This is a genomic window from Ammonicoccus luteus (genome assembly GCF_050880385.1).
GTDB lineage: Bacteria > Actinomycetota > Actinomycetes > Propionibacteriales > Propionibacteriaceae > Enemella.
In genome coordinates this window covers 373,513-397,741 of the sequence record NZ_JBNZCI010000004.1, presented here as the reverse complement: position 1 = coordinate 397,741, position 24,229 = coordinate 373,513, and the positions used below count along the sequence as shown (strand labels likewise).

The following is a 24,229-nucleotide window of genomic DNA, read 5'->3' as shown; positions in this document are numbered from 1 at the left end:
AGCTTCTTGAACACTGTTCAAGTCCAGTGAGTGTATACCGTTGGACCATGAGGCATTCCGCTCGTCTGCTGCTCGTTCTGCTGATGGTCGTGGCATCGCTGTCGTTCGCGCCACGGGCGTACGCGGACGATCAGCCATCGTCCTGGAACATTCCCCGCTATGACGTCACCGCCCAACTGCAGCCCGACGGCCTGGCGCGGGTGACGCTCGACTTCGACTTCGATTTCGCCCGCGATCCCGGCCACGGCCCGTTCATCGTGCTGCCGCTGCGCCAGGAGGTCCTCGACAACCCAGACGTGTGGCGGATGATGGACGTTGACGTCGAGTCGGTGACGAGCGGAACGGGTGCGAACACGAACCTTGCCTATCAGCAGGAGAACGGCAACCTGCTGGTCCGGGTGGGTCGGCAGGGGACGCGCTTCACCGGCGTGCAGAACTATCGGATCACCTATTCGATCCGCGGATTGATCGCTCCGAACCACGCCCAGAGCGGTCTCGACGAGTTCAACTGGAATGCGGTCGGACTGGGCTGGCAGGTCCCGATCCGGGCCGCCAGCGTGCGCGTCGAGGGGCCGGCGAACATCGACCGCGTCGCCTGCTGGACCGGTTCCGGTTTCACCACTGAATGCCAGAGCGCGTCGGACGGCAGCGCGGGCACCTTCGCCGCGTCGAACCTGGGCCCGAACCGCGGCATGCAGGTGGTGGCCGGCTTCCCGGCCGGGACCTTCACCGGCGCCGAACCCCGCTATGAGAAGCGCCCACACATCGGAAACATGTTCCCGGTCACCCCGCTCACCGGTGGCCTGACGGCCGTGCTGTCCCTGCTGGGGGTCGGCACGGTGATCCACCAGGCGCGCCGTCGTGGCCGCGACGAGGCCTATGTGGGCCTGACCCCGGGACTCACGCCCATGGCGGGAGAGGAAGCACAGGTCGGCACCGCCCGCAAGCGTCCCGTGACCGTGCAGTTCAGCCCGCCGAAGAATGCCACGGCCGGCGAGTTGGGCACACTCATCGACGCGTCCGCCGACAACCGGGACATCACCGGCGCCATCATCGGCCTGGCGGTCCGTGGCCACATCCACATCGACCAGGTGAGCAACAAGAACTGGCAGTTCACCCTGCGCCAGAGCAACGACCAGCTGCTCCCGTTCGAGCGCGACCTGATGCGGCGGTTGTTCCGCGGTCGGCAGCGCGTGACGACGAACGACATGCGGGACAAGGCGTACGCCGGTCTGCTGCCCAACACGCGCGCAGCCCTCTATCGCCAGGTGGCCCAGGAGCGCGGCTGGTTCCGGCGCCGGCCCGACCTGGCGAAGGCGACGGCGATGGGCCTGGGCGTGCTGATCGCCGGCGCCGGTGTCGGCGTCGGGTTCCTGCTCGGTGTCACCGCGGGCTGGGGCTTGGTCGGCGTGGCCGGGATCATCACCGGTCTCGTCCTGATGGCGGTCTCCGGATCGATGCCCGCCCGCACCGCGGAGGGGTCGGCGATGCTCGCCCAGACCAAGGGCTTCGAGCTCTATCTGCGCACGGCCGAGGCCGATCAGATCCGCTTCGAGGAGGGGGTCGACGTGTTCTCGCGCTATTTGCCGTACGCAATCGTGTTCGGCGTCGCCGAGCGCTGGACGAAGGTCTTCGAGCAGTTGGCCCGGGAGGGCCGCTATGAGCCGAACATGTATTGGTACGGCTCCCCCCACTCCACCGGCTTCTTCTATGGAGCGGCGTTCGGCTCGATGATGGACAGCATGACATCGGCCATGTCGAGCGCGATGGCGGCTGCAGTCAGCTCCGCCGCCACTGCGGCGACCGGTGGTGGCTCGGGCTTCAGTGGCGGCGGCGGCTTCGGTGGCGGCGGGGGCGGCGGCTGGTGACCCAGCCGACCGCCCACTCGCGACTCAAATGTCGCGCTGCTCCTCACGGCGCATGGCGTCGCCGCCACCGCGCGACTCGTGCACCTCGGTGACGCGAGTCCGCGGCCGGTTCATGATGACCTCGATGGCCAGCCACACGAGCGCGGCACCGAACAGGATCCAGCCGACCATCGTGAGGTCGACGCCCGGGATGGCGTCAGAGACAGCGAGGGCCAGAATCAGACCGATGACGGCGAGCACAATCGGCCCGCCCACCCGGATTGCACGCATGGGTTTCTCCTTCGTGTCCGGGCCCTGCGGGCCCGCTTCCCAGAAATCCTAGCGATAAGCGCTCATATCGATTCGGACGTTCCACCCGGCTCGTGCACCTCGCAGGGGTCACAGCGCCCAGTGGGTGAACCGTCCGGCGAGCAGCGTCGCGGCCACGGGCACCCGTTCCTCGGCTGCTCGGCGTGGGTCCACATCGAGCACCACGAGGTCCGCGCGGGCGCCCACCGCGACCGTGCCCTGCCCGTCGGTGCTCGCCGCCAGCGCCTCGGTCACGGTCAGCCGCTGCTCCGGATGCCAGGGTCCGCGTTCGTCGCCGCTGCGGCGCACCGCCGTCGCGATCTCCAGCCACGGGTCCAGCGGTGACACCGGCGCATCGGAACCAAAGACCAGTCGGATCCCGGCGTCAGTCATAGCGCGGAGAGGGAAGCACCGCTCGGTCCGGTCGGCCCAGCACACCTCTGCCACGTCGCGGTCGTCGATGAGGTGCGCGGGTTGGACGCTCGCCACGAGACCCAGCCGCGCCATCCGTGGGATGTCGTCGGCCGCCATCAACTGCGAGTGCTCGATCGATCCGCGCGCGCCGGTGGCGGCGAACCCGTCGAGTGCAGACGCGACCGCGGCGTCCCCGATCGCGTGCACGGCGATCTCGAGCCCGGCTGCATGTGCCCGGGTCAGCAGGGCTCGCAGCTCGTCAGGTGGGGTGTTCAACACGCCATAGGGATGGTCGGTCGCGCCGGGTCCGAGATAGGGCTGGCAGCAGTACGCGGTCCGCGTGCTCAACGACCCGTCCGAGATGATCTTCAGCGGTCCCATCCGCACGAGCCCGGAATCCTCCAGCGGGTCGCCGGTCCGCCGGCCGCCGCGGATGACCTCGTCGAGCCCCTCGGCATACGTGGCCGCACGCACGCGCAGGTCACCGATCCCACGGGCCAGCCGCGCGGGCCAGTCCGCGTACGCCCCACCGAACTCGAAATCCGTCACCCCGACCACGCCGAGCGCAGCCGCTCGCTGCACAGCGCCCGCGATCGCACTCTCGCCCTGCGCGAGGATGTCGGGCCGGGCACTGAGCCGTGCGTACGCCTCGAACCACTCGGCCTCGTGCACGATGCCGTCGCGCGGGGTCAGGCCGAGCATGCGCAGGGCTGCGGAACTGAGCCAGCCGTGGTGCGCATCGCCGCTGATCAGGACGACCGGACGGTCACCGGCGACGGCGTCGAGCGCAGCCGTGGTCGGCTGCTCGGGCCAGGTGGCGATGCGATGGCCGAACCCTACGACGGGAGCGTCCCCGGGCTCCGTCGCGAGACGGGACCGGACGAGATCGAGCACCGCCGCCGGACCGGAGGTGCCGGAGGTGTCGAGGCGAACCAAGAGCTGCGCCCACTGGAGCATGTGAACGTGATGGTCCCAGAGGCCCGGCATCACCCAGCGGCCCTCGACGTCGACAACCTCCTCGCCGGGCGATCGCGCCAGCCTCGGAGCGATCTCGGCAACGCGCCCAGCCACCACGCGCAGATCGACCGGCGTCGTGGGCGCCGATGCCGTCAACGACACCAGGCGTGCTCGCCGAATCAGCAGATCATTCACAGGCACCTCACAAGCATTCACCAGTTGCTCAGCGATGGTTCATCCCGCCTTGGCGGCGGATTCAGCGTTGCTTCCTAGGTTCCCACCGGATCACGCAGGGAACACCCCTGCCGACAAAGGAGCAAACGTGCACGATCACGACGACGAGATCAGCAATCCGAGCGACAACCCGCATTTCGCCGACATCGTCAACGCCCGCGCCACCCGGCGCAGCTTCCTCGCCGGCAGCGCCGGCCTTGCCGCCCTGAGCTTCTTCGGCGGCACCGCGGCGGCCCACGCCGCCCCGAACAACCCCAACAAGGGCCCGAACAACAACAACGGCCAGGGCAAGGGCGCCGACAAGGGCCTCATCTCCTTCACCTCCATCCCGCTGGACTCCGGCCCGATGCCGACCATCGCGCCGGAGTATTCGATGTCGGTCATCCTCCCCTGGCTGGAGAAGATCGACGGCAGCGGCGAGTCCTTCAAGCGCGAAGGCCTGACCTCTGCGCAGCAGGAGCAGTCGATCGGCCTGGGCCACGACGGCATGTGGCTGTTCGACGACGAGGTGCTGTGCCTCAACCAGGAGTACGGCACGAACTATCACATCTTCGGCCGCAACAACCTGGAGAGCCTGGAGGAGGTCCGCATCTCCCAGGCCGTCCACGGCGTGGCCGTCGTGGCGCTCCAGCGCACGGGCGACACCTTCAAGATGAAGCGGGACAAGCGGAACCGCCGTGTCCACGTGAACACCCCGGTGGAGTTCTCGGGCCCGGTCAAGGGCTCGCAGCTGCTCGAGGTCGCCGTCGACAACGACAACCCGAAGGGCACTGTCAACAACTGCTCGATGGGTTACACACCGTGGGGCACCTATGTGACCTGTGAGGAGAACTTCCACCAGTACTTCGGCGCGACCGCTGCCGGCTGGGAGCCGACCGAGGAGCAGAAGCGCGTCGGCCTCACCGCCGGGCAGGGCTGGGACTGGCACAAGTTCGACGAGCGCTTCGACCTGTCGAAGAACGCCGGCGAGGAGCACCGCTTCGGCTGGGTCGTCGAGATCGATCCCCAGAAGCCGAACCAGAAGCCGATCAAGCGCACCTCGCTGGGCCGGTTCAAGCACGAAGGCGCCACCGTCGTCGAGGGTCGCGGCAAGCGCGTCGTGGTCTATTCGGGCGATGACGAGCGGAACGAATACATCTACAAGTTCGTCTCGGCCGGCAACTGGAAGTCGATGTTCGCCCGCGGCATCCATCCGCTGGACGAGGGCGTGCTCTATGTCGCCAAGTTCAACGAGGACGGCTCCGGTGAGTGGCTCGAGCTGAGCCCGAAGAACCCGAAGCTGGCCAACTGGAGCATGGACCGCATCCTCGTCCACACCCGCATGGCGGCCGACGTCGCCGGCGCCACCAAGATGGACCGGCCCGAGTGGATCACCGTCGGCCAGCGCGAGGAGATGTTCTGCACGCTGACCAACAACACGCGGCCCTATGCGGAAAACCGTCCGGGCAACCCGCCCGGCCCGAACTCCGACGGCCACATCGTCAAGTGGGTCGACACCGAGCAGCACACCGGCACCAAGTTCCAGTGGGACTTCTTCGCCATCGCCAAGGAAGTCAAAGACCAGTGGGGCCAGATGTTCGGCTCGCCCGATGGCATCTGGGCCGACCAGAAAGGCCGCGTGTTCGTCGAGACCGACGGCGCACAGCCCGGCGGCGCGAACGACCAGTTGCTGGTTGCGGACCAGGCCACCGCTGAGTTCAAGCGTCTGCTGACCGGTGTCAAGGGCGGCGAGGTCACCGGCATCACCGTGGCGGACAACCAGCGGGTCATGCTGGCGAACATCCAGCACCCCGGCAACGGTGACCCCTCGGTCAGCAACTTCCCGGAGCCGTTCACCGGAGCCAGCGGCCCCGTGCCGCGCGACGCCACCATCGTGATCGTCCGCAAGAACGGCGGGATCGTCGGTTCCTGACCGACTGAACCGGCTGGGGATCTCAGGACTATCGTCGGTGAGCGTGAGCACTGACGGCAGTCCCGAGATCGCAGACGCCCCCGAGATCTGGGGCAGGACCGGCGACACCACCTCCGGAGAGGGCTTCGTCAGCGCTCTCCGGAGTGCCGGTCCCTATATCCACGGCCATCATGGCCGCACGTTCGTGATCGCCCTCCCCGGCGAGAACTGCGCCCGGGACGACTCCGACCGGCTGCTCGGCGACATCGCCCTGCTCGTCCGGCTGGGGGTGAAGATCGTCCTCGTGCACGGCGCCCGCCCCCAGATCGAGGCCGAGCTCGCTCTCCGGGGGATCCAGCCCCGGTTCGCCGATGATCTGCGCATCACCGATGCACCCACGATGAAGGCGGTGCGAGCGGCGATCGGCGTACTCCGCATGGACATCGAGGCCCGCCTCGCCGCCAGCGTCGAGACCGGCTCGCCCATGACCCGCGTCCCGCTGAAGGTCGTCGGCGGCACTTGGGTGACCGCGCAACCGGTCGGCGTACGCAACGGGATCGACCACCAACTCACCGGACGGGTGCGCAAAGTCGACATCGCCGAGATCCGCCATGCCCTGCAGGGCGACCGGATCGTCCTGCTGTCCCCCGTCGGCTATTCACCGACCGGCGAGACCTTCAACGTCCGCAATGCCGAGGTTGCGCAAGCGGTCGCGACCGGGCTCGGCGCGGACAAGCTGATCTTCGTCATGGAATCAGAGCCGGGCGGTTGGCGGCTCGTCATGGGCGCCGGCGACGCCGGCCAGGTCCAGCTCTCCGCAGCCGAGGAGACCTTGGCCGCGGACGACCGGCAGGCGGGCCTGTCACCGGAGGACCGCAATTGCATTGCCGCCGGACTGACCGCTGCTCGCAACGGCGTGCGGCGCGTCCACTTCATCGGGACGGAGGGGGCGTCGCCGTTGTTGCGCGAGCTGTACACGCGTGATGGCTGCGGCCTGATGGTGTCCGCCGATGACGACTACGAGTCCACGCGCGACGCTCGGATCGACGACGTGCAGGGAATCCTCACGCTCATCCGCCCCCTCGAGGAAGCCGGGCTGCTCCGCCAACGGAGCCGGGAGCAGATCGAGGTCGACATCGACCAGTTCGCGGTCATGGTGCGCGACGGGATGGTGATCGCGTGTTATGCGCTGATCGAGTTCGCCGAGGATCTCGCCGCCGAGTTCTCCTGTGTGGCCGTGCATCCCGACTATCAGGGCAGAGGACTCGCGGCCGTCATGCTGCGGCACGCGCGGCGGGCGGCGAAGGAGAAAGGGATGGATCGTCTGTTCGTCCTCACCACGCAGACGCCGGGGTGGTTCCTGGAGCATGGTTTCACCCTCGGGACCGTCGCCGACCTCCCTGCGCCGAAGCGGGCGGACTACAACCCCGCGCGGAACTCGTTGGTGCTGACCCACCCGTTGTGACGGGTTTTTCGTGCCGGGCGCAGGCCTGAGGTCGCCCTCGCGATATCCCCGCGACGCCACTGCGGGCAACTCCCAATTCGCCTAATGGAACGCCCGTCTCGGCCTCCGGCGAGGAAGTGATAAAATGGAGTCCCGACTCGCGGAAGGCCGGGGGCTTCACGGATGGAGCCCATGGGCGCCGTGATCCCGCATCTTCCTCCCAGACCCTGCCACACGAGGGGCTGGCGCGGGACCGCGCAGTGATGCGCTGAGACGGTGGTGGTTCGAGTTCAGCGAGGCATTTGCATGGAGTTCACCGTAGGCCAGACCGTCATCCACCCCCACCACGGGCCCGCCGTCGTCACCGGAACGACGTCGCGCAAGGTGCGAGGGGTTCCCGTTGACTATCTCGATCTCGAGATCAGCGAAACCGGAATGTCGGTCTGCATGCCCGTGGCCAAGGCCGAGGAGATCGGACTGCGGACCGTGGCGGGCAAGTCCCTGCTGGAGGAGCTCGTGTCCGTGTTGTGCGGCCCGAGCCGTGAGCAGGAGAGCCAGTGGTCGCGTCGCATGAAGGCCCAGCGCATGGAGGTCGCCACCGGTGACCCGGTGCGCATCGCCTGCGTCGTCCGCGACCTTGTCCGTCGCCGCGAGGAGCGCGGCCTGTCCTTGGCGGAAAAGGAACTGCTCAAGGAGGCCTCGGCCCCGCTCGTGGCCGAGATCGCCCTCGCGGTTTCCAAGACCGCCGATCAGGCACGGGCTGTGATGCAGGCCCTGGTCCTCGAGGCGTCCCCCGAGGTGCTCGACCGGATCGACGAGATGGAGCCCGTCGCCGCCTGAGTCCCCCGGGAAAGTCAGAGCACATTCAAACCCGTGGCAGTGGCCGCGGCCCAACGCGCAAGCAGGGCCGCGGCCACTGCTTTCTCGTTGTCCTCGGCGTACAGCCGACGGACAGGTGGTGGCACTGCTGCCACTGTGGTGGAGCTCGCGCGGGCCGCTGGAAGTGTTCGGGCTGTGCGGGCCCACTAGGCTGGCCAAGGTGCTGATCCTTCTGTCCCCCGCGAAGTCGCTGGACTATGAATCGAAGCTCGCCACGCGCAAGCATTCCGAGCCGCGACTCCAGGAGGAGTCGACCGAGCTGATCGAGGTGATGCGGGAGAAGTCCGTCGCCGATGTCGCCCGGCTCATGCACATCTCGGACGAGCTCGCCGCGCTGAACGTGCAGCGGTACGCGGATTTCCACACCCCGTTCACCCCGAAGAATGCGCGCGCCGCAGTCTTGGCGTTCCACGGCGATGTCTATCTCGGGATGGCCGCCGACGAACGTTTCGGGGAGCGCGACTTCACCGAGGCCCAGAAGACGGTGCGCATCCTGTCCGGGCTCTATGGCGTGCTCCGACCGTTGGATCTGATGCAGCCCTATCGGCTGGAGATGGGCACGCGGCTCGTCACTGATCGGGGCAAGAACCTCTATGAGTTCTGGGGCGATCGGGTCAGCGAGTTGCTCCGAGACGACCTGCAGGATTCGCCGGGTGCGCCGGTGGTGGTGAACTTGGCGTCGGATGAGTACTTCAAAGTCGTCCGACCCCGCATCCTCGGCGCCACCATCGTGTCGCCGCGTTTCGAGGACACCGACGCACGCGGAAAACGGTCGATCGTCTCCTTCTTCGCCAAACGCGCCAGAGGTGAAATGGCAGCCTGGCTCGTGCTCAATCGCGTCCGCAAAGAACGGGATCTCGCCCAGTTCGACGGCGCGGGCTATCGCTTCGACGAGAAAGCCTCGACCGCTGCCCAGCCGGTGTTCGTCCGCAGCTTCGAGGACCGGCCGACAGCGGGGTGAGCACGGCCTGCCGGGACGAGCACGGCCTGCCGGGACGAGCACGGCCTGTCGGGGTGAGGAGAGCCGGCCGACAGCGGGGGGCAAATGGGGCTGTCGGTTTGGCGAGACCACAACTGGCGTCGAGCAACTCGAACGATGGGCCGACTTCCATGACGGGCTGACCTTCCACCGCCTCAACCCCCTTGCAGCGCCTTGAAACCCCCGATAGTGCCTTCAAACCCCCGTTGCAACTGGGGTTTCAAGTGAGCTTCGGGGGTTTCAGGCCCCGTCCCCGGATGCTTCGGGGGTTTCAGGCCGCGCAGCCGGATACTTCGGGGGTTTCAGCCCCCGTCCCCGGATGCTTCGGGGGTTTCACCCCATCCGAAGCACCACTTCGGGGGTTTCACCCGCCGTCAACGAGCAATCCCTGCGGCATGTCCCGCGACCGTGTCCTCAGCAAGCCGCTGAACCTAGATTGGTCACATGCGCACAACCCGCGAGCAGGTCCTTCGGTTTCGTTGGCGACAGCAGGAGCTCGACCGTGCCACCGATTCCCGCAAGGACGCGACCCAGGTGGCCATCCTCGACCTCGGCGTCCAGTCCGGTGCAGGTGATGCAGGCCGGGTCGCACTGCGGGCACGAGGGGTGACTCGGGCTGAGGCGGACCGCGTGACATCGGGGTTCACCGACGATCTCGCCCTCACCTGGTCGTTGCGTGGCGCGCCGCATTTCTATCGCCGCGCCGATCTGGCGGAGATTGAGCGAGCGGTCTGGCCGGTCTCGGCGGCAGACGCCGCCAAACGCTCTGCCGGCGCGGCAAAGGCATCGATCGATCACCTGCAGGCACTCTGCGAGATCGGCCGGGAACTCCACGGCATCCTCACCAAGCCCATGACCAAAGGAGAGGCCTCCGCAGCCCTCACCCCACGGTTGCCCCCGGACCTGCTCACCGACTGCCGTCCGTGCAAGGCAACCCACTGCCACGAGCAGCTCTTCCGGATCGCGGCACTTCATGGCGGCCTCGAGCACGAGCCGGGCACGAACCCTCCGACCCTGCGTCGCATCCCCGGCGCGCGACCGGCCAAGACGCCCGTCGATCCGCGCGAGGCGAAGCCGGCCCACCACGTCGGCCGCGCGTACCTCCACTTCCTCGGCCCCGCCACCCCCAAGGACCTCGCCGCCTTCCTCGAAACCACCGTGACCGAGGCGAAGAAGCTCTGGCCGGACGATGCGGTCGAGGTCGACCGGGCGGGTGAGAAGGCGTGGCTGCTGCCCGAGGACGTGCGCGCTCTGGAAAGCGCCGCCGAACCAGACAAGACCGAACCGGGCCTCAAACTCCTCAACGGCTTCGATCTGTTCCTGGCCGCGAAGGACCGACACCTGCTGACCGACGGCAACAAGGATCGCCACAAGGAGCTCTGGCCGGTGCTGGGCCGCCCCGGGGTGCTCGTCTCCGATGGCCTCCCCCTCGCCGCCTGGCGCCCCCGCACGAAGGGAAAACGGTTCCACCTCCAGGTCTCCTGGTGGTCCGAACCGACCAAAGCACAGCGATCCGCGGTCGACGATGCGGCAGAGGTGATGGTGGCGACGGGAGTGGAGTACGCGGGCCTCGCCTGAGGGCGGGTCACCTTATCGTCACGATCCCCGGTCAGGGAAGGGTTCACACTTGCCGACCTGGACAGAAGACGGGACCGTGGTCGGGAGCATTCAGACCCGACGAGAGGAGCGGCCGTGGCGACCCGTTCGGCGAACCTACCCGCCAACCAGACCCGTGAGCAGTGGAATCACTCCGCGGGCTTCATCCTGGCAGCCATTGGCTCCGCAGTTGGCCTGGGCAACATCTGGCGCTTCCCGGGGGTTGCGTACTCCTCCGGCTCCGGCGCCTTCCTGATTCCCTATCTCGTAGCCCTGCTCACCGCCGGCGTCCCGATCCTCTTCCTCGACTATGCGATCGGCCACCGCTTCCGTGGCGCTCCGCCGCTGGCCTTCCGCCGAATGGCGAAGTGGGCGGAGCCGCTGGGCTGGTTCCAGACGGCGCTGCTGTTCGTGATCTCGGTCTACTACGCGGCGGTCGTCGCCTGGGCCGCGAGCTATTTCATCTTCTCCTTCAACCTCCGCTGGGGTGACGACACCGCGACGTTCTTCGTCTCCGACTATCTGAAGGTCGGCGATCCGGTGGTTTCCCTCACGCCGGTGTGGGGCGTGATGGTCCCGATGATCCTCGTGTGGGTGACGATCGGCGTCATTCTCCTGCTCGGCGTCGCCCGGGGCCTGGAGAAGCTCAACATGATCTTCATCCCGCTGCTGGTCGTCGCGTTCATCGGCCTCGTCATCCGCGCGCTGTTCCTGCCGGGTGCCCTGGACGGTCTGGACGCCTTCTTCACCCCGAACTGGAGCGCGCTGGCAGACCCGAACGTGTGGATTGCGGCCTATGCCCAGATCTTCTTCTCGCTGTCGATCGCGTTCGGCATCATGATCACGTACGCCAGCTATCAGCGCCGCAAGGCCAACATGACCAGCGCCGGGCTGGTCGTCGCGTTCGCGAACTCGTCCTTCGAGTTGCTCGCCGGCATCGGCGTCTTCGCGACCCTGGGCTTCATGGCCCATCAGCAGGCGACGCAGATCAGCGACCTCGAGGGCCTCAGCGGACCGATCCTGTCGTTCGTGACCTTCCCGAAGGTGATCTCGGAGATGCCCGGCGGCAACATCTTCGGCGCGGTGTTCTTCGCGTCGCTCGTGATCGCGGGCTTCACCTCGCTGATCTCCATCGTGCAGGGCATCTCTGCCTCGATCCAGGAGAAGTTCGGGCTGGGCCGGGTGCCGGCCGGCATCATCGTGACGATCGTCTGCGGCCTGATCTCAGTGAGCCTGTTCGGCACCACGTCGGGGCTGATCGCCCTCGACACCGTCGACATGTGGTCGAACAACCTCGGCATCGTGCTGTCCGCGATCATCATGTCCATCCTCGTCATCTGGGTCATGCGCAGGGGCAAGGAACTCCGCATCCACCTCAACACGGTCTCGACGTTCCACGTCGGGCCCTGGTGGACGGTGCTCGTCGGTCTGCTCGGTCCCGTCGTGCTGGGCTTCATGCTGGTCCAGCGCGTCATCACGCTGGTGAGCGAGGGCTATGAAGGCTATCCGGGTTGGTATCTCGGCGTCTTCGGCTGGGGCACCATCGTCTTCCTGATCGTCGTCGCCTTCGTGATGACCGCGATCCCGTGGCGCCACAAGGCCGACTCGGACGCCTTCTTCGATGCGTGGCCGCCGATCAGGGACGCCGGACGATCCGACGCGCGACGGGACACTGCCGCAACCACGGGGAACAACACCACCGGGAACAAGGAGGTCGGCCGATGAGTCCCATCGCGCTCATCATGATGGTCGTCGCGTTGATCATCGTCTGGGGCGGCCTCGTGGCCGCGATCGTGAACATCCGGCTCCGTCCGGAGGTGGATCCGAACCTGCTCCCCCCGGAGCCGGAGGAACTGGTCGCCGACGACCTGCAGCGCGAGCACGACGCCCCGCTGCGCCGCGACACCTGAGCCTGCGCTCCGGACCACGCCGGTCGGGCAGACTTTGCCCCATGCAGATCGATCTGAACGCCGACCTCGGGGAGTCCTTCAGCGCGTGGCGGATGGGCGACGACGACGCGATGCTCAACATCGTGACCAGCGCCAACGTCGCGTGCGGATTCCATGCGGGTGACCCGGTCGTCATGCGTCGCACGGTCGCCACGGCGGCCGAGCGGGGAGTGACGATCGGGGCGCACGTGAGCTATCCGGACCGGGCCGGCTTCGGCCGTCGCTTCCTCGATGTCGCTCCCGCCGAGCTCACCGCCGACGTGCTCTATCAACTCGGTGCGCTCGACGGAATGTGCAGGATCGCGGGCACGCACGTGCGGTATGTGAAACCGCACGGTGCGCTGTACACCGCCATGTCCCACCACGAGGAGCAGGTGGACGCGGTCCTGGACGCGATCACCGCGTTCAATCCGGAGCTCCCGATCGTGGGACTGCCCGGCTCGGTGCTGCTGCGACGGGCCGCCGAGCGGGGCCTGGGCACAGTGGCGGAGGCGTTCGCGGACCGGGCCTATCGCCCCGACGGCACCCTCGTCCCCCGCAGCCAGCCCGACGCTGTCCTCCACGACCCGGAGGCCATCGCCGCGCGCATGCTGCACCTGGTGGTCGACGGAGAGGTCGAGGCGGCGGGCGGTGCCGGGCGGGTGCCGGTCGAGGCCAACACACTCTGCGTCCACAGCGACACCCCGAACACGATCCGCATTGCTCGCCGCGTGCTCGAGGTGCTCACGGGCGCAGGCGTGCACGTCGCCAGCTTCCGGTGAGCCCATGGACATCCGCCTGCTGCCGTGCGGGGTCGACGCCGTGCTCATCGAGATCCGGGAAGAGGATCCGGACCACGCGCTGGCCGGCGTGCTGGCCCTCGACGCCGCCCTCCGGACCACCGACCTGCCGGTGACCGACCTCGTTCCCGCCGCCCGGACGCTGCTCGCGCAGTGCCCTGCCGAGCGGCTGGCGGAGGCGCGCGCCGCGATCGTCCGGTTGGCGGCGCAGGTCACCGCGGAGGCGCTGCCGCGACCGTGGCGGCGGGTGCGGATCGAGGTGGAGTACGCAGGGCCCGATCTCGGCGAGGTCGCGCGCTTGACCGGACTCCAAGAGCACGAAGTGGTGACCGCGCACACGGGCACACCTTGGCGGGTGGCATTCGGGGGGTTCGCTCCGGGGTTCGCGTACCTCGTCGGCGGCGACCCCCGCCTCCAAGTCCCGCGGCGCGACGCCCCGCGGACCCAGGTCCCGGCCGGCGCGGTGGGTCTCGCCGGACGCTTCAGCGGGATCTATCCGCGCGCGTCGCCAGGGGGCTGGCAGCTGCTCGGCCGGACCGACGCGGTGCTGTGGGACGCGACCGCGGTCGAGCCTGCGCTGTTGGCGCCCGGCACGGAGGTCGTGTTCGAGGCGATCCGATGACCGGCGATCCGGCGGACCGGGCGGCGTTCGAGGTGCTGGACACCGGTGCCCTGACCTTGCTGTGCGACCTCGGGCGCCCGGGGTTCGCCGCGCTGGGGGTGAGCGGTTCGGGGGCGGCGGACCGGGCCGCGTACAGGCTCGGCCAGCGACTGGTCGGCCAGAACTATCAACACGCGGCACTTGAGGTGACCTTCGGCGGGCTCGCGCTGCGATGCCGGACGCGGGCCTGGGTCGCGTTGACGGGCGCGGACGCGAGGGCGACCCTGGCCGGGCGTGCGGTGGGGCACGGGGCCGCGTTCGAGGTGCAGGCCGACCAAGAGCTGGTGCTGGGGGTGCCGGAGCGGGGGTTGCGGACGTACGTCTCCGTCCGCGGTGGCTTCGCCGTTCCCCCGGTCCTGCGGTCGCGGTCGAGCGACGTGCTGAGCGGGCTCGGCCCGGACCCCCTGAAGCCCGGGCAACTGCTGGCGATCGGTCCCGCGAGCGCTGGGTGGGAGTTCGAACCGGTGGAGTTCGCGCCCACCGCCTGGCCGCTGGGCCCCGGCCCGATCGAACTCGCGATCGTGCCCGGTCCGCGCGACGACTGGTTCGTCGGCGGGCTCGCGCGACTCGTCGGGTCGGGGTGGGTGGTGTCGGCGGAGAGCAATCGGGTCGGCGTACGCCTCAGTGGCCCGGTTCTCGAACGCCGCTCGGGCTTGGGCGAACTGGTGAGTGAACCCATGGTGCGCGGCAGCGTGCAGGTGCCACCCAACGGCCGGCCGGTGGTCTTCGGGGCGGATCATCCGGTGACGGGAGGCTATCCGGTGATCGGGGTGCTGACGCCGACGGCCTCCGACCGCATCGCGCAGGCGCGTCCGGGCGACGAGATCAGGTTCGTGACCCGCGGATGACCGGGCTCACGCCACGAGCAGACTCGCGAGCGCAGCCGTATCCGCGTCCTCGAACGGGTCGACATCACCCTTGCTGACGAGGTGGGTCACGTTGCCGCCCATGTCCGCCTGGGCCCATGCGGCGCGGTGGTCCAGGCCGAGGTGAGGCAGGCCGGGGAAGAAGAAGCAGCCGGACGCGGTGTCGTGACCGGGGATCTGCGACACGGTGCACTTCGGCGGGTGGAGGACCAGCAGGCCCGGTGGCTGCGGGGCAGGCGCGAGGTCGCCGGGGGCGAGGGCGCCCGCGCCGATGACGGGCCCTGCGGCGATGATGATGCCGACCGCCCGCGGGTGCACCGTGTGCGGGTGCTCGTCGTTGACACTGAAGACGGTGCTCCGGGGCAGGAAACCGGGCACGGCCGCCAGCCGGACCGCCATCACCAGCAGCTTGGCCCAGTCCACGGTGTCGCGCGGCCAGTTGCGCAGGAGCAGGAAGCCGGCGAGGTTGCCCTCGGACTCCAGCGGCGCCACCTCGACGGCACGCGGGTCGGGGTCAGGACCGGTGTCGCTGTGCGGGGGATCAATGTGCTCGGCCATGATCCAGCATGCAGCCATCGGGCGGTCGGGCTCAAGAGGACACGGATGGCAGTGACAGGCTTGTGACATGAGACCAAGGAGTGACCATGGCACGGTGGGCTGAGTTCGCAGCCGGCGCGCCGATCGTGAGCGAGGTGTTCCGGCGCCGACACGCCGCCACCGGCCAGCTCTGCTTTCTCGGCACCCTCCGCGCGGACGGCTGGCCACGGGTGTCACCGGTCGAGCCGGTGTTTTTCGGCGACGATCTGTTCCTGATCGGGATGCCCAACACCCGCAAGTTCGACGACCTCGCGCGCGATCCACGATTCACGGTGCACACCGCGACCGTCGACACCGAGGTGAAGGACGACGACGCAAAGATCTGGGGTGTGGTCGAGGACGACCTGGATGCGAACGTGCACCGGGCCATCGCCGAGGACATGTTCGCCCGCACCGGTTTCGATCTGCGCGGGGAGACGCCGTTCCAACATTGCTTCCGCTGTGACATCAGCGGCGGATCGGCCGCGCGGATCCGGGCAGGCCGTTTCGAAGTGGTCCTGGCGAGAACGGGCACGGCCGAGCGGGTGATCCCCAAGAGCTGAGGCGTTCCCGCGGGAACGTCAGGCACTCACCTGATAGTCCCGGAGCGTCCACTCGCGCCCCGGCATCTCCAGCCGCAAACACAGCCACCGCTTCGGGTCGATGTCCAGGGCGGTCGGCGGTTCCGGCAGCCCGTCGACGGGGCTGAAGAGGACCTGCCCGGGACCGGAGGACCCGTCGATGACCCGTTCGGGCCGGTGGGTGTCGGCGGGCCGGCCCCACAGCGGGAGGATCTCGGGCCACAGGAGACCGACCGTGGGGTGCACCCATCCGGGCGCACGGCCATGGCGGACCTCCCGCGCCCCACCCGCCGGATGAATTCGCCAGCACTCGACCGAGCCCGGGCCGCCGACCCATTCGGTGTTGTGGCTGCGGGCGACCCAACGCCCACCAGGGGCAACGGACACCTCGACGACGGCGTCGTTGGTGGCCACGAGTGCCGCCGCCGAGCGGACGGTCGCGGTCGTCCACAAGCCTTGGCGCACGTCGGCGAGTTCCACGGGATCAGCCTACGCCGCCGGGAATAAATGAAAATTCAATTGGTTGACCTGCCTATAGGGTTATTGAAATCCGCGATATGCGACTAGTCTGAGGCCGGGCCGGGTCCCCACCGGACCCAGTCTTTCGGGACGGAGCGACATGACACAGACGGAAGTACGCGAAACGATCGACACGGCCGACATCGACGGCGTGTGGGACCAGTTGGTCGCCGAGGCCAGCCTCCAGGAGCGGTCGCCGAGCCTCCGCTCGCTGATGAACCTGCGCGTCACCAGCCGTTCGTGCTTCGAGGACAGCCTTGCGACCGCGATGGCCCAGGCCGCCTCGGACGGACACACCTATGAGGCTCCGCTCCACGACATGTTCTTCGACGTGCTGACGCAGCACCCCGAGGTCGGTCGGGCAGCCCGCATCGACCTCGTGGCGAGCGTCGAGCGCAACCCTGCGTACCCCAATCTCCTGATTCCCTATCTCTTCGCCAAGGGCTTCCTGGGGCTGGAGATGCACCGGGTCGGTCACGCGCTCTATCACGAGGGCCGCACCACCGAGGCCTTCATGATCCAGTCCCGGATCTCCGAGGTCTTCGCCATGGACATCCATCCGGCCGCGCGGGTCGGCACCGGCGTCTTCATCGACCACGCGACGGGGATCGTCATCGGTGAGACCGCCGTCGTCGGGGACGACACGTCGCTGCTGCAGGGCGTGACCCTGGGCGGCACCGGCAAGGAGAGCGGCGACCGCCACCCGAAGGTCGGACGCGGCTGCCTGATCTCCGCGGGCGCGATCGTGCTGGGCAACGTCCAGGTGGGCGACTATTCCCGCGTGGGCGCGGGCAGCGTCGTGCTCGCGGATGTCCCACCGCACTCGACCGTGGTCGGCGTGCCGGCCAAGGTGGTGCGCACCAACCGGCCGAGCGACTGCCCGGGCGAGACGATGGACCCGCGGATCGAGGACATGATGCCGGAGTACGTCATCTGAGGGTTCTCCCGGGGCGCCACCCGTCCGCGCTGTCAGTGGCTCCACATAGAGTCGACACATGACGCACGACAGCGCTGAGGAGAGACGGAGCCAGCTCGATCAGCCTCTCCCCCCGCCCCCGCCGGAGGATCCGCTCGCGAAGGGCGGTTCGACCGCCTTCGGGCACTCCGGCGGACAGCAGGGCGACGACGACATCGACCGCGGCACGGTCATCAGTGCGGGCGTGCGCTCGGTGGGTCGCTGGGCATGGAGCCTGATCGGCATCATGCTCGCCACGGCGGCGATCTTCTGGTTGCTCGCGAAGCTGCAGGTCGGCCTCATCCCGATCATGCTTGCGATCATCGTGTGCACCGTGCTCTATCCCCTCAAGCAGGGCCTGGAGCGGATCAGGTTCCCCAGCGGGCTGGCCTCCGCCGTCGTGCTGCTGGCGTTCGTCGCCATCGTCGGCGGGCTGTTCGCCTCGGTCGCTCCGGGCATCGTCCAGCAGATCAGCGCGGTCGTCTCCGCCGCGAGCCGTGGCCTGCAGCAGTTGGAACGCTGGCTGGCCGGTCCGCCACTGAATATCGACAACGAGCAGTTGCAGCAGATGACCTCCCAGGCCACCAACTGGCTGCAGGGACAGGCGTCCAGCATCGCGTCGGGGGTCTTCACCGGCGTCTCCACCGTCGGCAGCGTCCTGATCACGATCATCCTCGTGCTGATGCTCACCTTCTTCTTCCTCAAGGACGGTGACCGATTCCTCCCGGCCGTCCGGTTGCTGGCGGGCAGGCGCGCCGGGCAGCATCTCAGCGAGGTTCTCGCCCGGATCTGGTCGACCCTCGGCGCCTTCATCCGCACCCAGGCCGTCGTCGGCGCCATCGACGCGATCGGCATCGGGCTGGGCTTGGTCTTTCTGCAGGTTCCACTCGCATTCGCGCTCGCGATCATCACGTTCCTGTTCTCGTTCATCCCAACCGTCGGCGCGTTCGTGGCCGGCGCCCTTGCCGTCCTGGTCGCGTTGGTGTCGAACAGCTTCACCACTGCGATGTGGGTGCTCGTGCTGGTGATCGCGGTTCAGCAGATCGAGAGCAACCTGGTGTTCCCGCTGCTGCAGCGCCGGAGCATCAACGTCCACCCGGCGATCAGTCTCGTCTCGGTCGCGATCGGCGGCACGACCTTCGGGCTCATCGGCGCGTTCCTCGCGGTGCCGGTGGTGGCGACGGCGCTCGTGGTGTTGCGCTATCTGAGCGAACAGATCGATGTGGTCTCGGGCGAACGGGACCCGAGCACGATCCGGGTGGTCACGCCCGACGGGGCGCTGGCGGCCGCGGCCACAGCGCAACTGACCAAGCTGTTCCGTCGCAGTCCAGCACCCGCCGAGGATGAGGTGCCGGACGCGCGTGCGGAATCACCTATCCTCCAGCCGATGATCCCGCGGCCACGTTTGAATCAGCTCAGAAGGCTCCTCCGGCGACCGGAGCCGGCAGCACCCGACAAGTCGCACTCCGACAAGAAACAACCCGACAAGAAACCCGACACGGAGGAACCATGAGCGAACCCACCATCGAACACAAGCCGAAGAAGCAGCGCTATGAAGCGATCGTGGACGGCGAGACCGCCGGCTACATCAGCTATGAGCGCATCGCGGACGCACTCGATCTCCAGCACACGGTCGTGGAACCGGCCTTCGAGGGACGCGGCATCGGCAGCGCGCTGGCGCGCGGGGTCTTTGAAGACCTGCGGGCGAACGGCGAACTGACCGCCATCCCGACGTGCCCGTTCCTGGCGCGGTGGTTGGGGAAGCACGAGGAGTACGCCGACCTGCGCCACCGGCCGAGCACGGACTGAGCCGTCGCCCGGTGACTCCGGATCAGGGCACCATCGCCGGCGCCACCGATTCCACCGGCGGCCACGGCATGGCCGCGACCTGGTCGCGATAGTCCTCGATCCAGGTGATCTCGAACTGGGTGCGGCTGTCGAGATAGTCGTCCTTGGCCACCTCGGGCAGCGACCGCTGCTTCGAGGTGGCGGCCGCCATGAACTCCAGGGAGCGAGCCCGGAGGCTGGTGGCGCGCTGATCGAGCAACGCGACAGCGACGTCCCGCTCGAAGAGGTGCAGATAGGGCAAAGCGGTCACGAACTGGTGACCCGAGGTCCATGAGGTGTTGACCAGCGCTTCACCGAGCCGACGCTTCAGTTCCTCGCGCCCGGCGGGAGTGATGGCGCAGATGCGGTCGAGGTGATTCGGTGCCTTGTTGACATAGGTGATCCAGCCCGCATCGACCAAGGTCAGCATCAGTGAATAGATCGTGCCGGAGTGGGGGCTGATGTGTTCGAAACGAGAGCCCGGCCCGAGATGGCCCAGCAACTCACGTGACGTCCGGGGCTGCTCGAGCAGCATGCCCAAGAACGGCAACACCAACTGATTTCCCTCGGCGATCGCTTTCATGCCAAGACGATACGTGGCGTTCCCGAGAACTTCCTGAGCAGGACCAGCCTGCGGCACGTGATGTCAGTCGCACCCTTCCGGGCCGCAGGCCTCGCCCGGGGCGGAGTCGAGATTGATCAACTGCGGCTTGGCCGGCTGGAGTTCGCTCCAAGTCCGCTCGAGGGCCTGGGTGAACAGCTCGGGCGGCTGGGCGCCGGACACGGCGTACTTCTCCCCCAGCACGAAGAACGGCACCCCCGACACACCGATCGACCTGGCGGTTGCGAAATCGCCCTGGACCTCCGCGTGAATGGTGTCGTCGTCGAGACCGGCGCGGGCCTGCTCGGCGCTGATGCCGCACTCGGTGCCGATCCGGACCAGCACCTCGTCATCGGAGATCACCTGGCCCTGCGCGAAGTGGGCGGCGAACAGCGCGTGCTCCGCCTTGTCCACGTCCCCGCCGTGGCGGGCGATGGTCTTGAGCAGATAGTGGGCGCGCAGGGAGTTGGCGGGCACCACCGCGTCGAAGTCAATCGGGAGCCCCTCGCCGGCTGCAGCGGCGGCGACCTGGCCCGTCATCTGCTCAACCTGCTGGCGGGTCATGCCCTTGGTTTGGACCAGATAGTCCACCTCGCTGCCGTCGAATCGGGCCGGCAGCGTCGGGTCGAGCTGATAGGAGTGCCACGTGACGTGCACATCGGCCCTGTCCACGCCGTTCGCCGTCGCGAAGGCGTCGAGGCCTTTCGCGAACCGGGCCTGGCCGATATAGCACCAGGGGCAGGCGATGTCGGACCAAATATCCACGCGCAGGGTCGTCGTCATGCATTCCACCCTAGTCTTCCGTGGCATGAGCAAGGTTCCTGTGCTTGACCTGCGGGAGGCCGACGCCGGCGGCGACGCGGCGGCCGCGTTCCGTCGGCGACTCCGGGAAGCCACCCACGAGGTGGGTGTCTTCCACCTGATCGGACACGGCATCCCGGTCGAGTCCATGACCGAGTTGTTCTCGACGGCGCGGCAGTTCTTCGCCCTCCCCGAGCACGCCAAGCTCGCGCTGGAGATGTCGAACAGCCCGCATTTCCGTGGTTACACGCGGGCTGGTGGCGAATACACGCGCGGCGAGCAGGACCAGCGAGAGCAGATCGATCTCGCGGCGGAACGCCCGGCGGTGTCCGACCCGGGGGCGCCGGCGTACCTCCGCCTCGAAGGCCCCAACCAGTGGCCGACCGAACTGCCCGGACTCAAACCCGTGATCGCCGACTGGGACCGGCGGCTCTCCGCGCTCGGCCACCGGCTGCTGCGGGAATGGGCGGTTGCGCTGGGCGGTGCCCCGGATCTCTTCGACGCGGCCTTCGCCGAGGCGCCATCCACACTGATCAAGCTGGTGCGCTATCCGGGCCGGTCAGCCGGCGAGGCCCGGCAGGGAGTCGGTGCCCACAAGGATCCCGGAGTGCTGACGTTGCTGCTGGTCGAGCCCGGCAAGGGTGGACTGGAAGCGGAGATCGACGGCGAGTGGGTCGCGGTCGAGCCGGTGGACGGCGCGTTCGTGGTGAACATCGGTGAGCTGCTCGAGGTCGCCACGAACGGCTATCTGAAAGCGACAATGCACCGGGTGGTGTCGCCGGCGGTGGGTGCGGAGCGGTTGTCGGTGCCGTACTTCTTCAATCCTCGACTCGACTCCGCCGTCCCGCTCGTCCCCCTGCCGCCGGAGCTCGCAGCCCGCGCACCGGGGGTGACACAGGACCCGGCCAACGTGATCTCCGGGGTATTCGGGGACAACGTGCTCAAGGCACGCCTGCGAGCACATCCCGACGTTGCCGCGCGGCACCACCCGGACCTGGTGTGACCTCGTTCGATCTGTCGCGGATCGGGGCCGGGCTGCCGGTCGCCGAGCAGGCCGAGAGCTCCGGACTCGTCGGGGCGCTCGTGCCGGGGGCGCGGCTCGTCGTGCAGGCGCCACCGGGGGCGGGGAAGACGACCTATGTGCCCGCGCTCGCCGCCAATGCCCTCCTGACCGGCGGTGACGCGCGGACCGGCCGCGTCATCGTGACCCAGCCGCGGCGGGTCGCCGCGCGGGCCGCTGCGCACCGCCTCGCCTTCCTGGCCGGACCGGCCGGCGGCGACACTGAACCGGGCGGGCCGGTCGGCTATCGCGTGCGCGGCGACACCCGCGTGAGCGCCGCAACGCGGATCGAGTTCTGCACCACCGGTGTCCTCCTGCGCCGCCTCCTCGCCGAACCAGACCTGCCCGGGGTCGCCGCGGTGGTTCTCGACGAGGTCCACGAACGCCAGCTCGACTCCGACCTGGTGTTCGGGATGGTCCGTGAGATCGCGGAACTGCGGGACGACCTGACGGTGATCGCGATGTCCGCGACCCTGGCGGCCGAGCGGTTCGCCGAGTTGCTGGCCGGCCCCGGCGCGCCGGCGCGGGTGGTCCGGATCGACGGCACGCTGCACCCCCTCGACGTCGACTGGGCCCCGCCGTCCGGCGCGGCACCCTTCGACGCCCGCGGCGTGACCGATGCGTTCCTGACGCACGTGGCCGAGACCGCGCGGGGTGCGCTGGCGGCCTGGCCGGGGAATGGGTTGGTGTTCGTTCCGGGGGTGCGCGAGGTCGAGCGGGTCGTCGGTCTGTTGGCGGGCGCGGTGCCGGAGGTGGCGGTGCTGCCTCTGCACGGCCGGCTGGCCATGGCGCAGCAGCAGGCCGCGCTCACGGCGGACACCCAGCGGCGGATCGTGGTCGCGACGTCGGTGGCGGAGTCGTCCCTGACCGTGCCGGGGGTGCGGATCGTGATCGACTCCGGCCTGGCCCGCGAACCACGTTATGACGGCATCCGCGGCATGACCGGGCTGGTGACCCGGACGGAATCGCGGGCATCGGCGGAGCAGCGGGCGGGCCGCGCCGCCCGGGAGGCGCCCGGTGTCGCGGTGCGCTGCTTCGCCGCGGAGACCTGGTCCCGGCTGGCCGCCGCGCCGACTCCGGAGATCCTCACGGCGGATCTGACGCGGGCGACGCTGGATCTGGCCTGTTGGGGCACACCACGCGGCGAAGGCCTGACCCTGCCCGATCGGCCGCCACCCGCCGCTCTCGCGCGGGCCGAGGAGACCCTGCGGGACCTCGGCGCGGTGGCAGCCGACGGGCGGGCGACCGCGGAGGGGCACCGGTTGGCGCGCGTGCCCGTCGATCCACGGCTGGCGCGAGGGCTGTTCGTCGGAGCTGAATCGCTCGGCGGGCCGACGGGCGCACGCCGGGCCGCCGAGATCGTGGCAGCGCTCGAGGCGGATCAGCGTGCCCCCGGCGCGGATCTCGCTGCGCTGCTGCGTGATCTGCGGTCCGGGCGGAGTCCGGGGGCAGCGGGGTGGCGTACCGAATCGAAACGCCTCGCCCGGCTCGCCGAGGTCGCCGCCGTGCCAGCGGATATGGCCCAGCCTGGTCAGGAGATCGGGCTCGTCGTCGCCGCCGCCTATCCGGACCGCATCGCGCGGCGGCGTGGCGGAGACTCGCGCGCGTACCTCCTCGCCTCCGGCACCGCCGCCGATCTGCCGCCCGACAGCACACTCGGTCGCCCGGAATGGTTGGCGGTCGCCCAGGTGGACCGACAGGGCGGCCACCGGGGCAGCGGCGCGATCATCCGCGCGGCTGCCGTGCTGGACGAGGAGACCGCGCTCACCGTCGGGTTGCTGAGCGAGCGCGACGAGGTGACCTGGGTGGGGGGCCGGGTGGGGGCGGTGCGGGTGCGCAGCCTCGGCGCGATCCAGGTGTCCGTCACCCCCGTGCCCGTGCCGCGAGAGGCCGGCGCAGCTGCGGTGCGTTCCGCATTGGTGTCGTCCGGGCTCGGGCTGCTCCAGTGGCCGGATGCCGCGATGGCACTGCGGCGTCGCATGGCGTTCGCTGCCGAACACTTGGGCGCGCCCTGGCCGGCGGTGACGGATGCAGCGCTGATCGAGCGGTTGGACGAATGGCTCGGGCCGGAGCTCATCCAGCTCGCCGAAGGCGCGGCTGTGCGGTCACTGGACCTGGTGGCTGCGTTGCGGCGGTTGTTGCCGTGGCCGCAGGCGGGAACGTTCGATGAGCTCGTGCCGGAACGACTTGCCGTGCCGACCGGCTCGCGGATCCGGTTGGCCTATCCGGAGGACCCCGCTGACCGTCCGGTGCTGGCCGTGAAGCTGCAGGAGTGCTTCGGGCTGACCGATACTCCGGTTGTGGCGGGCGTGCCGGTGCTGTTCCACCTGCTGTCCCCCGCCGGACGACCCTTGGCGGTCACCGACGACCTGGCGTCGTTCTGGGTGAACGCCTATCCGGGAGTGCGGGCGGAGAATCGTGGTCGGTACGCAAAACACCCCTGGCCAGAGGATCCGTTGACAGCACCACCGCGCAGGGGGACGACCCGCTCGGGCCGGTGAACG

The 24,229-nt window shown here is 68.9% G+C and carries 23 protein-coding genes; 17 read left to right on the top strand and 6 right to left on the bottom strand.

Annotated features, from left to right (window positions below; translation table 11 throughout):
• The first annotated feature begins 47 nt into the window (after nucleotides 1-47).
• Nucleotides 48-1,868 carry a DUF2207 domain-containing protein gene (locus ACQ260_RS11890; RefSeq protein ID WP_432559650.1) on the top strand — a complete coding sequence of 607 codons (1,821 nt, stop codon included), beginning with the start codon at nucleotides 48-50 and terminating at the stop codon, nucleotides 1,866-1,868.
• A 24-nt stretch (nucleotides 1,869-1,892) separates the two neighbouring features.
• On the opposite strand, the gene ACQ260_RS11885 is transcribed toward ACQ260_RS11890, so the two are convergent.
• Together ACQ260_RS11885 and ACQ260_RS11880 are read right to left on the bottom strand one after the other, a co-directional pair.
• On the bottom strand, nucleotides 1,893-2,138 hold the full coding sequence (locus ACQ260_RS11885; RefSeq protein WP_432559649.1) for a DUF6458 family protein: 246 nt from the start codon (nucleotides 2,136-2,138) through the stop codon (nucleotides 1,893-1,895).
• A 108-nt stretch (nucleotides 2,139-2,246) separates the two neighbouring features.
• Entirely contained in the window at nucleotides 2,247-3,728 is a 1,482-nt protein-coding gene (locus ACQ260_RS11880) for an amidohydrolase (RefSeq protein ID WP_432559648.1), read from the bottom strand.
• A 121-nt stretch (nucleotides 3,729-3,849) separates the two neighbouring features.
• Here ACQ260_RS11880 and ACQ260_RS11875 point away from each other — a divergent pair, with 121 nt between their 5' ends.
• From ACQ260_RS11875 to ACQ260_RS11830, 10 genes are all read left to right on the top strand, one after another.
• Entirely contained in the window at nucleotides 3,850-5,673 is a 1,824-nt protein-coding gene (locus ACQ260_RS11875; RefSeq protein WP_432559647.1) for a PhoX family protein, read from the top strand.
• A 43-nt stretch (nucleotides 5,674-5,716) separates the two neighbouring features.
• Entirely contained in the window at nucleotides 5,717-7,117 is a 1,401-nt protein-coding gene (argA, locus tag ACQ260_RS11870; RefSeq protein ID WP_432559646.1) for an amino-acid N-acetyltransferase, read from the top strand.
• Between the two features lie 285 nt (nucleotides 7,118-7,402).
• Nucleotides 7,403-7,936, top strand: coding sequence for a CarD family transcriptional regulator (locus ACQ260_RS11865; RefSeq protein ID WP_432559645.1), 534 nt, complete (start codon nucleotides 7,403-7,405; stop codon nucleotides 7,934-7,936).
• A gap of 118 nt (nucleotides 7,937-8,054) precedes the next feature.
• Nucleotides 8,055-8,936: a peroxide stress protein YaaA gene (gene yaaA / locus ACQ260_RS11860; protein WP_432559644.1), complete on the top strand. Its 882-nt coding sequence runs from the start codon at nucleotides 8,055-8,057 to the stop codon at nucleotides 8,934-8,936.
• A gap of 462 nt (nucleotides 8,937-9,398) precedes the next feature.
• A complete protein-coding gene (locus ACQ260_RS11855) occupies nucleotides 9,399-10,532 on the top strand; it encodes a DNA glycosylase AlkZ-like family protein (protein ID WP_432559643.1) in 1,134 nt (377 codons plus the stop codon).
• Nucleotides 10,533-10,646: 114 nt separating this feature from the next.
• Nucleotides 10,647-12,275, top strand: coding sequence for a sodium-dependent transporter (locus tag ACQ260_RS11850; RefSeq protein WP_432559642.1), 1,629 nt, complete (start codon nucleotides 10,647-10,649; stop codon nucleotides 12,273-12,275).
• Nucleotides 12,272-12,460, top strand: a complete 189-nt coding sequence (locus ACQ260_RS11845) for a methionine/alanine import family NSS transporter small subunit (protein WP_432559641.1) — start codon at nucleotides 12,272-12,274, stop codon at nucleotides 12,458-12,460. Before ACQ260_RS11850 ends, ACQ260_RS11845 begins: the two co-directional genes overlap by 4 nt.
• 41 nt (nucleotides 12,461-12,501) lie before the next feature.
• Complete coding sequence (locus tag ACQ260_RS11840) at nucleotides 12,502-13,260, top strand: LamB/YcsF family protein (RefSeq protein ID WP_432559640.1); 759 nt, start codon at nucleotides 12,502-12,504, stop codon at nucleotides 13,258-13,260.
• Between the two features lie 4 nt (nucleotides 13,261-13,264).
• Nucleotides 13,265-13,900, top strand: coding sequence for a 5-oxoprolinase subunit B family protein (locus ACQ260_RS11835; protein ID WP_432559639.1), 636 nt, complete (start codon nucleotides 13,265-13,267; stop codon nucleotides 13,898-13,900).
• Complete coding sequence (locus ACQ260_RS11830; RefSeq protein ID WP_432559638.1) at nucleotides 13,897-14,787, top strand: 5-oxoprolinase subunit C family protein; 891 nt, start codon at nucleotides 13,897-13,899, stop codon at nucleotides 14,785-14,787. Before ACQ260_RS11835 ends, ACQ260_RS11830 begins: the two co-directional genes overlap by 4 nt.
• A 6-nt stretch (nucleotides 14,788-14,793) precedes the next feature.
• On the opposite strand, the gene ACQ260_RS11825 is transcribed toward ACQ260_RS11830, so the two are convergent.
• Nucleotides 14,794-15,363, bottom strand: coding sequence for a peptidase (locus tag ACQ260_RS11825; RefSeq protein WP_432559637.1), 570 nt, complete (start codon nucleotides 15,361-15,363; stop codon nucleotides 14,794-14,796).
• 86 nt (nucleotides 15,364-15,449) lie between these two features.
• On the opposite strand from ACQ260_RS11825, the gene ACQ260_RS11820 reads away from it, so the two are divergent.
• Nucleotides 15,450-15,944 (top strand): pyridoxamine 5'-phosphate oxidase family protein, encoded by a 495-nt coding sequence (locus ACQ260_RS11820; protein WP_432559636.1) that lies wholly within the window; start codon nucleotides 15,450-15,452, stop codon nucleotides 15,942-15,944.
• A gap of 18 nt (nucleotides 15,945-15,962) precedes the next feature.
• Here the strand turns inward: ACQ260_RS11820 and ACQ260_RS11815 are convergent, their stop codons facing one another.
• A complete protein-coding gene (locus ACQ260_RS11815) occupies nucleotides 15,963-16,442 on the bottom strand; it encodes a hypothetical protein (RefSeq protein ID WP_432559635.1) in 480 nt (159 codons plus the stop codon).
• Nucleotides 16,443-16,581: 139 nt separating this feature from the next.
• On the opposite strand from ACQ260_RS11815, the gene epsC reads away from it, so the two are divergent.
• Genes epsC through ACQ260_RS11800 form a run of 3 tightly spaced genes read left to right on the top strand, consistent with a single transcriptional unit; the run spans nucleotide 16,582 to nucleotide 19,245 of the window.
• A complete protein-coding gene (gene epsC, locus ACQ260_RS11810; protein WP_432559634.1) occupies nucleotides 16,582-17,418 on the top strand; it encodes a serine O-acetyltransferase EpsC in 837 nt (278 codons plus the stop codon).
• 58 nt (nucleotides 17,419-17,476) lie between these two features.
• Entirely contained in the window at nucleotides 17,477-18,949 is a 1,473-nt protein-coding gene (locus ACQ260_RS11805) for an AI-2E family transporter (protein WP_432559633.1), read from the top strand.
• Complete coding sequence (locus ACQ260_RS11800; protein WP_432559632.1) at nucleotides 18,946-19,245, top strand: GNAT family N-acetyltransferase; 300 nt, start codon at nucleotides 18,946-18,948, stop codon at nucleotides 19,243-19,245. Before ACQ260_RS11805 ends, ACQ260_RS11800 begins: the two co-directional genes overlap by 4 nt.
• A gap of 22 nt (nucleotides 19,246-19,267) precedes the next feature.
• Here the strand turns inward: ACQ260_RS11800 and ACQ260_RS11795 are convergent, their stop codons facing one another.
• Both ACQ260_RS11795 and ACQ260_RS11790 read right to left on the bottom strand, forming a co-directional pair.
• Complete coding sequence (locus tag ACQ260_RS11795; protein WP_432559631.1) at nucleotides 19,268-19,846, bottom strand: PadR family transcriptional regulator; 579 nt, start codon at nucleotides 19,844-19,846, stop codon at nucleotides 19,268-19,270.
• A gap of 63 nt (nucleotides 19,847-19,909) precedes the next feature.
• Nucleotides 19,910-20,647, bottom strand: coding sequence for a DsbA family oxidoreductase (locus ACQ260_RS11790; protein ID WP_432559630.1), 738 nt, complete (start codon nucleotides 20,645-20,647; stop codon nucleotides 19,910-19,912).
• Between the two features lie 25 nt (nucleotides 20,648-20,672).
• Here ACQ260_RS11790 and ACQ260_RS11785 point away from each other — a divergent pair, with 25 nt between their 5' ends.
• Together ACQ260_RS11785 and hrpB are read left to right on the top strand one after the other, a co-directional pair.
• Nucleotides 20,673-21,668, top strand: a complete 996-nt coding sequence (locus tag ACQ260_RS11785; RefSeq protein WP_432559629.1) for an isopenicillin N synthase family dioxygenase — start codon at nucleotides 20,673-20,675, stop codon at nucleotides 21,666-21,668.
• Nucleotides 21,665-24,226, top strand: a complete 2,562-nt coding sequence (hrpB, locus tag ACQ260_RS11780; protein ID WP_432559628.1) for an ATP-dependent helicase HrpB — start codon at nucleotides 21,665-21,667, stop codon at nucleotides 24,224-24,226. The genes ACQ260_RS11785 and hrpB overlap by 4 nt, the downstream gene beginning before the upstream one ends.
• Nucleotides 24,227-24,229 lie beyond the last annotated feature (3 nt).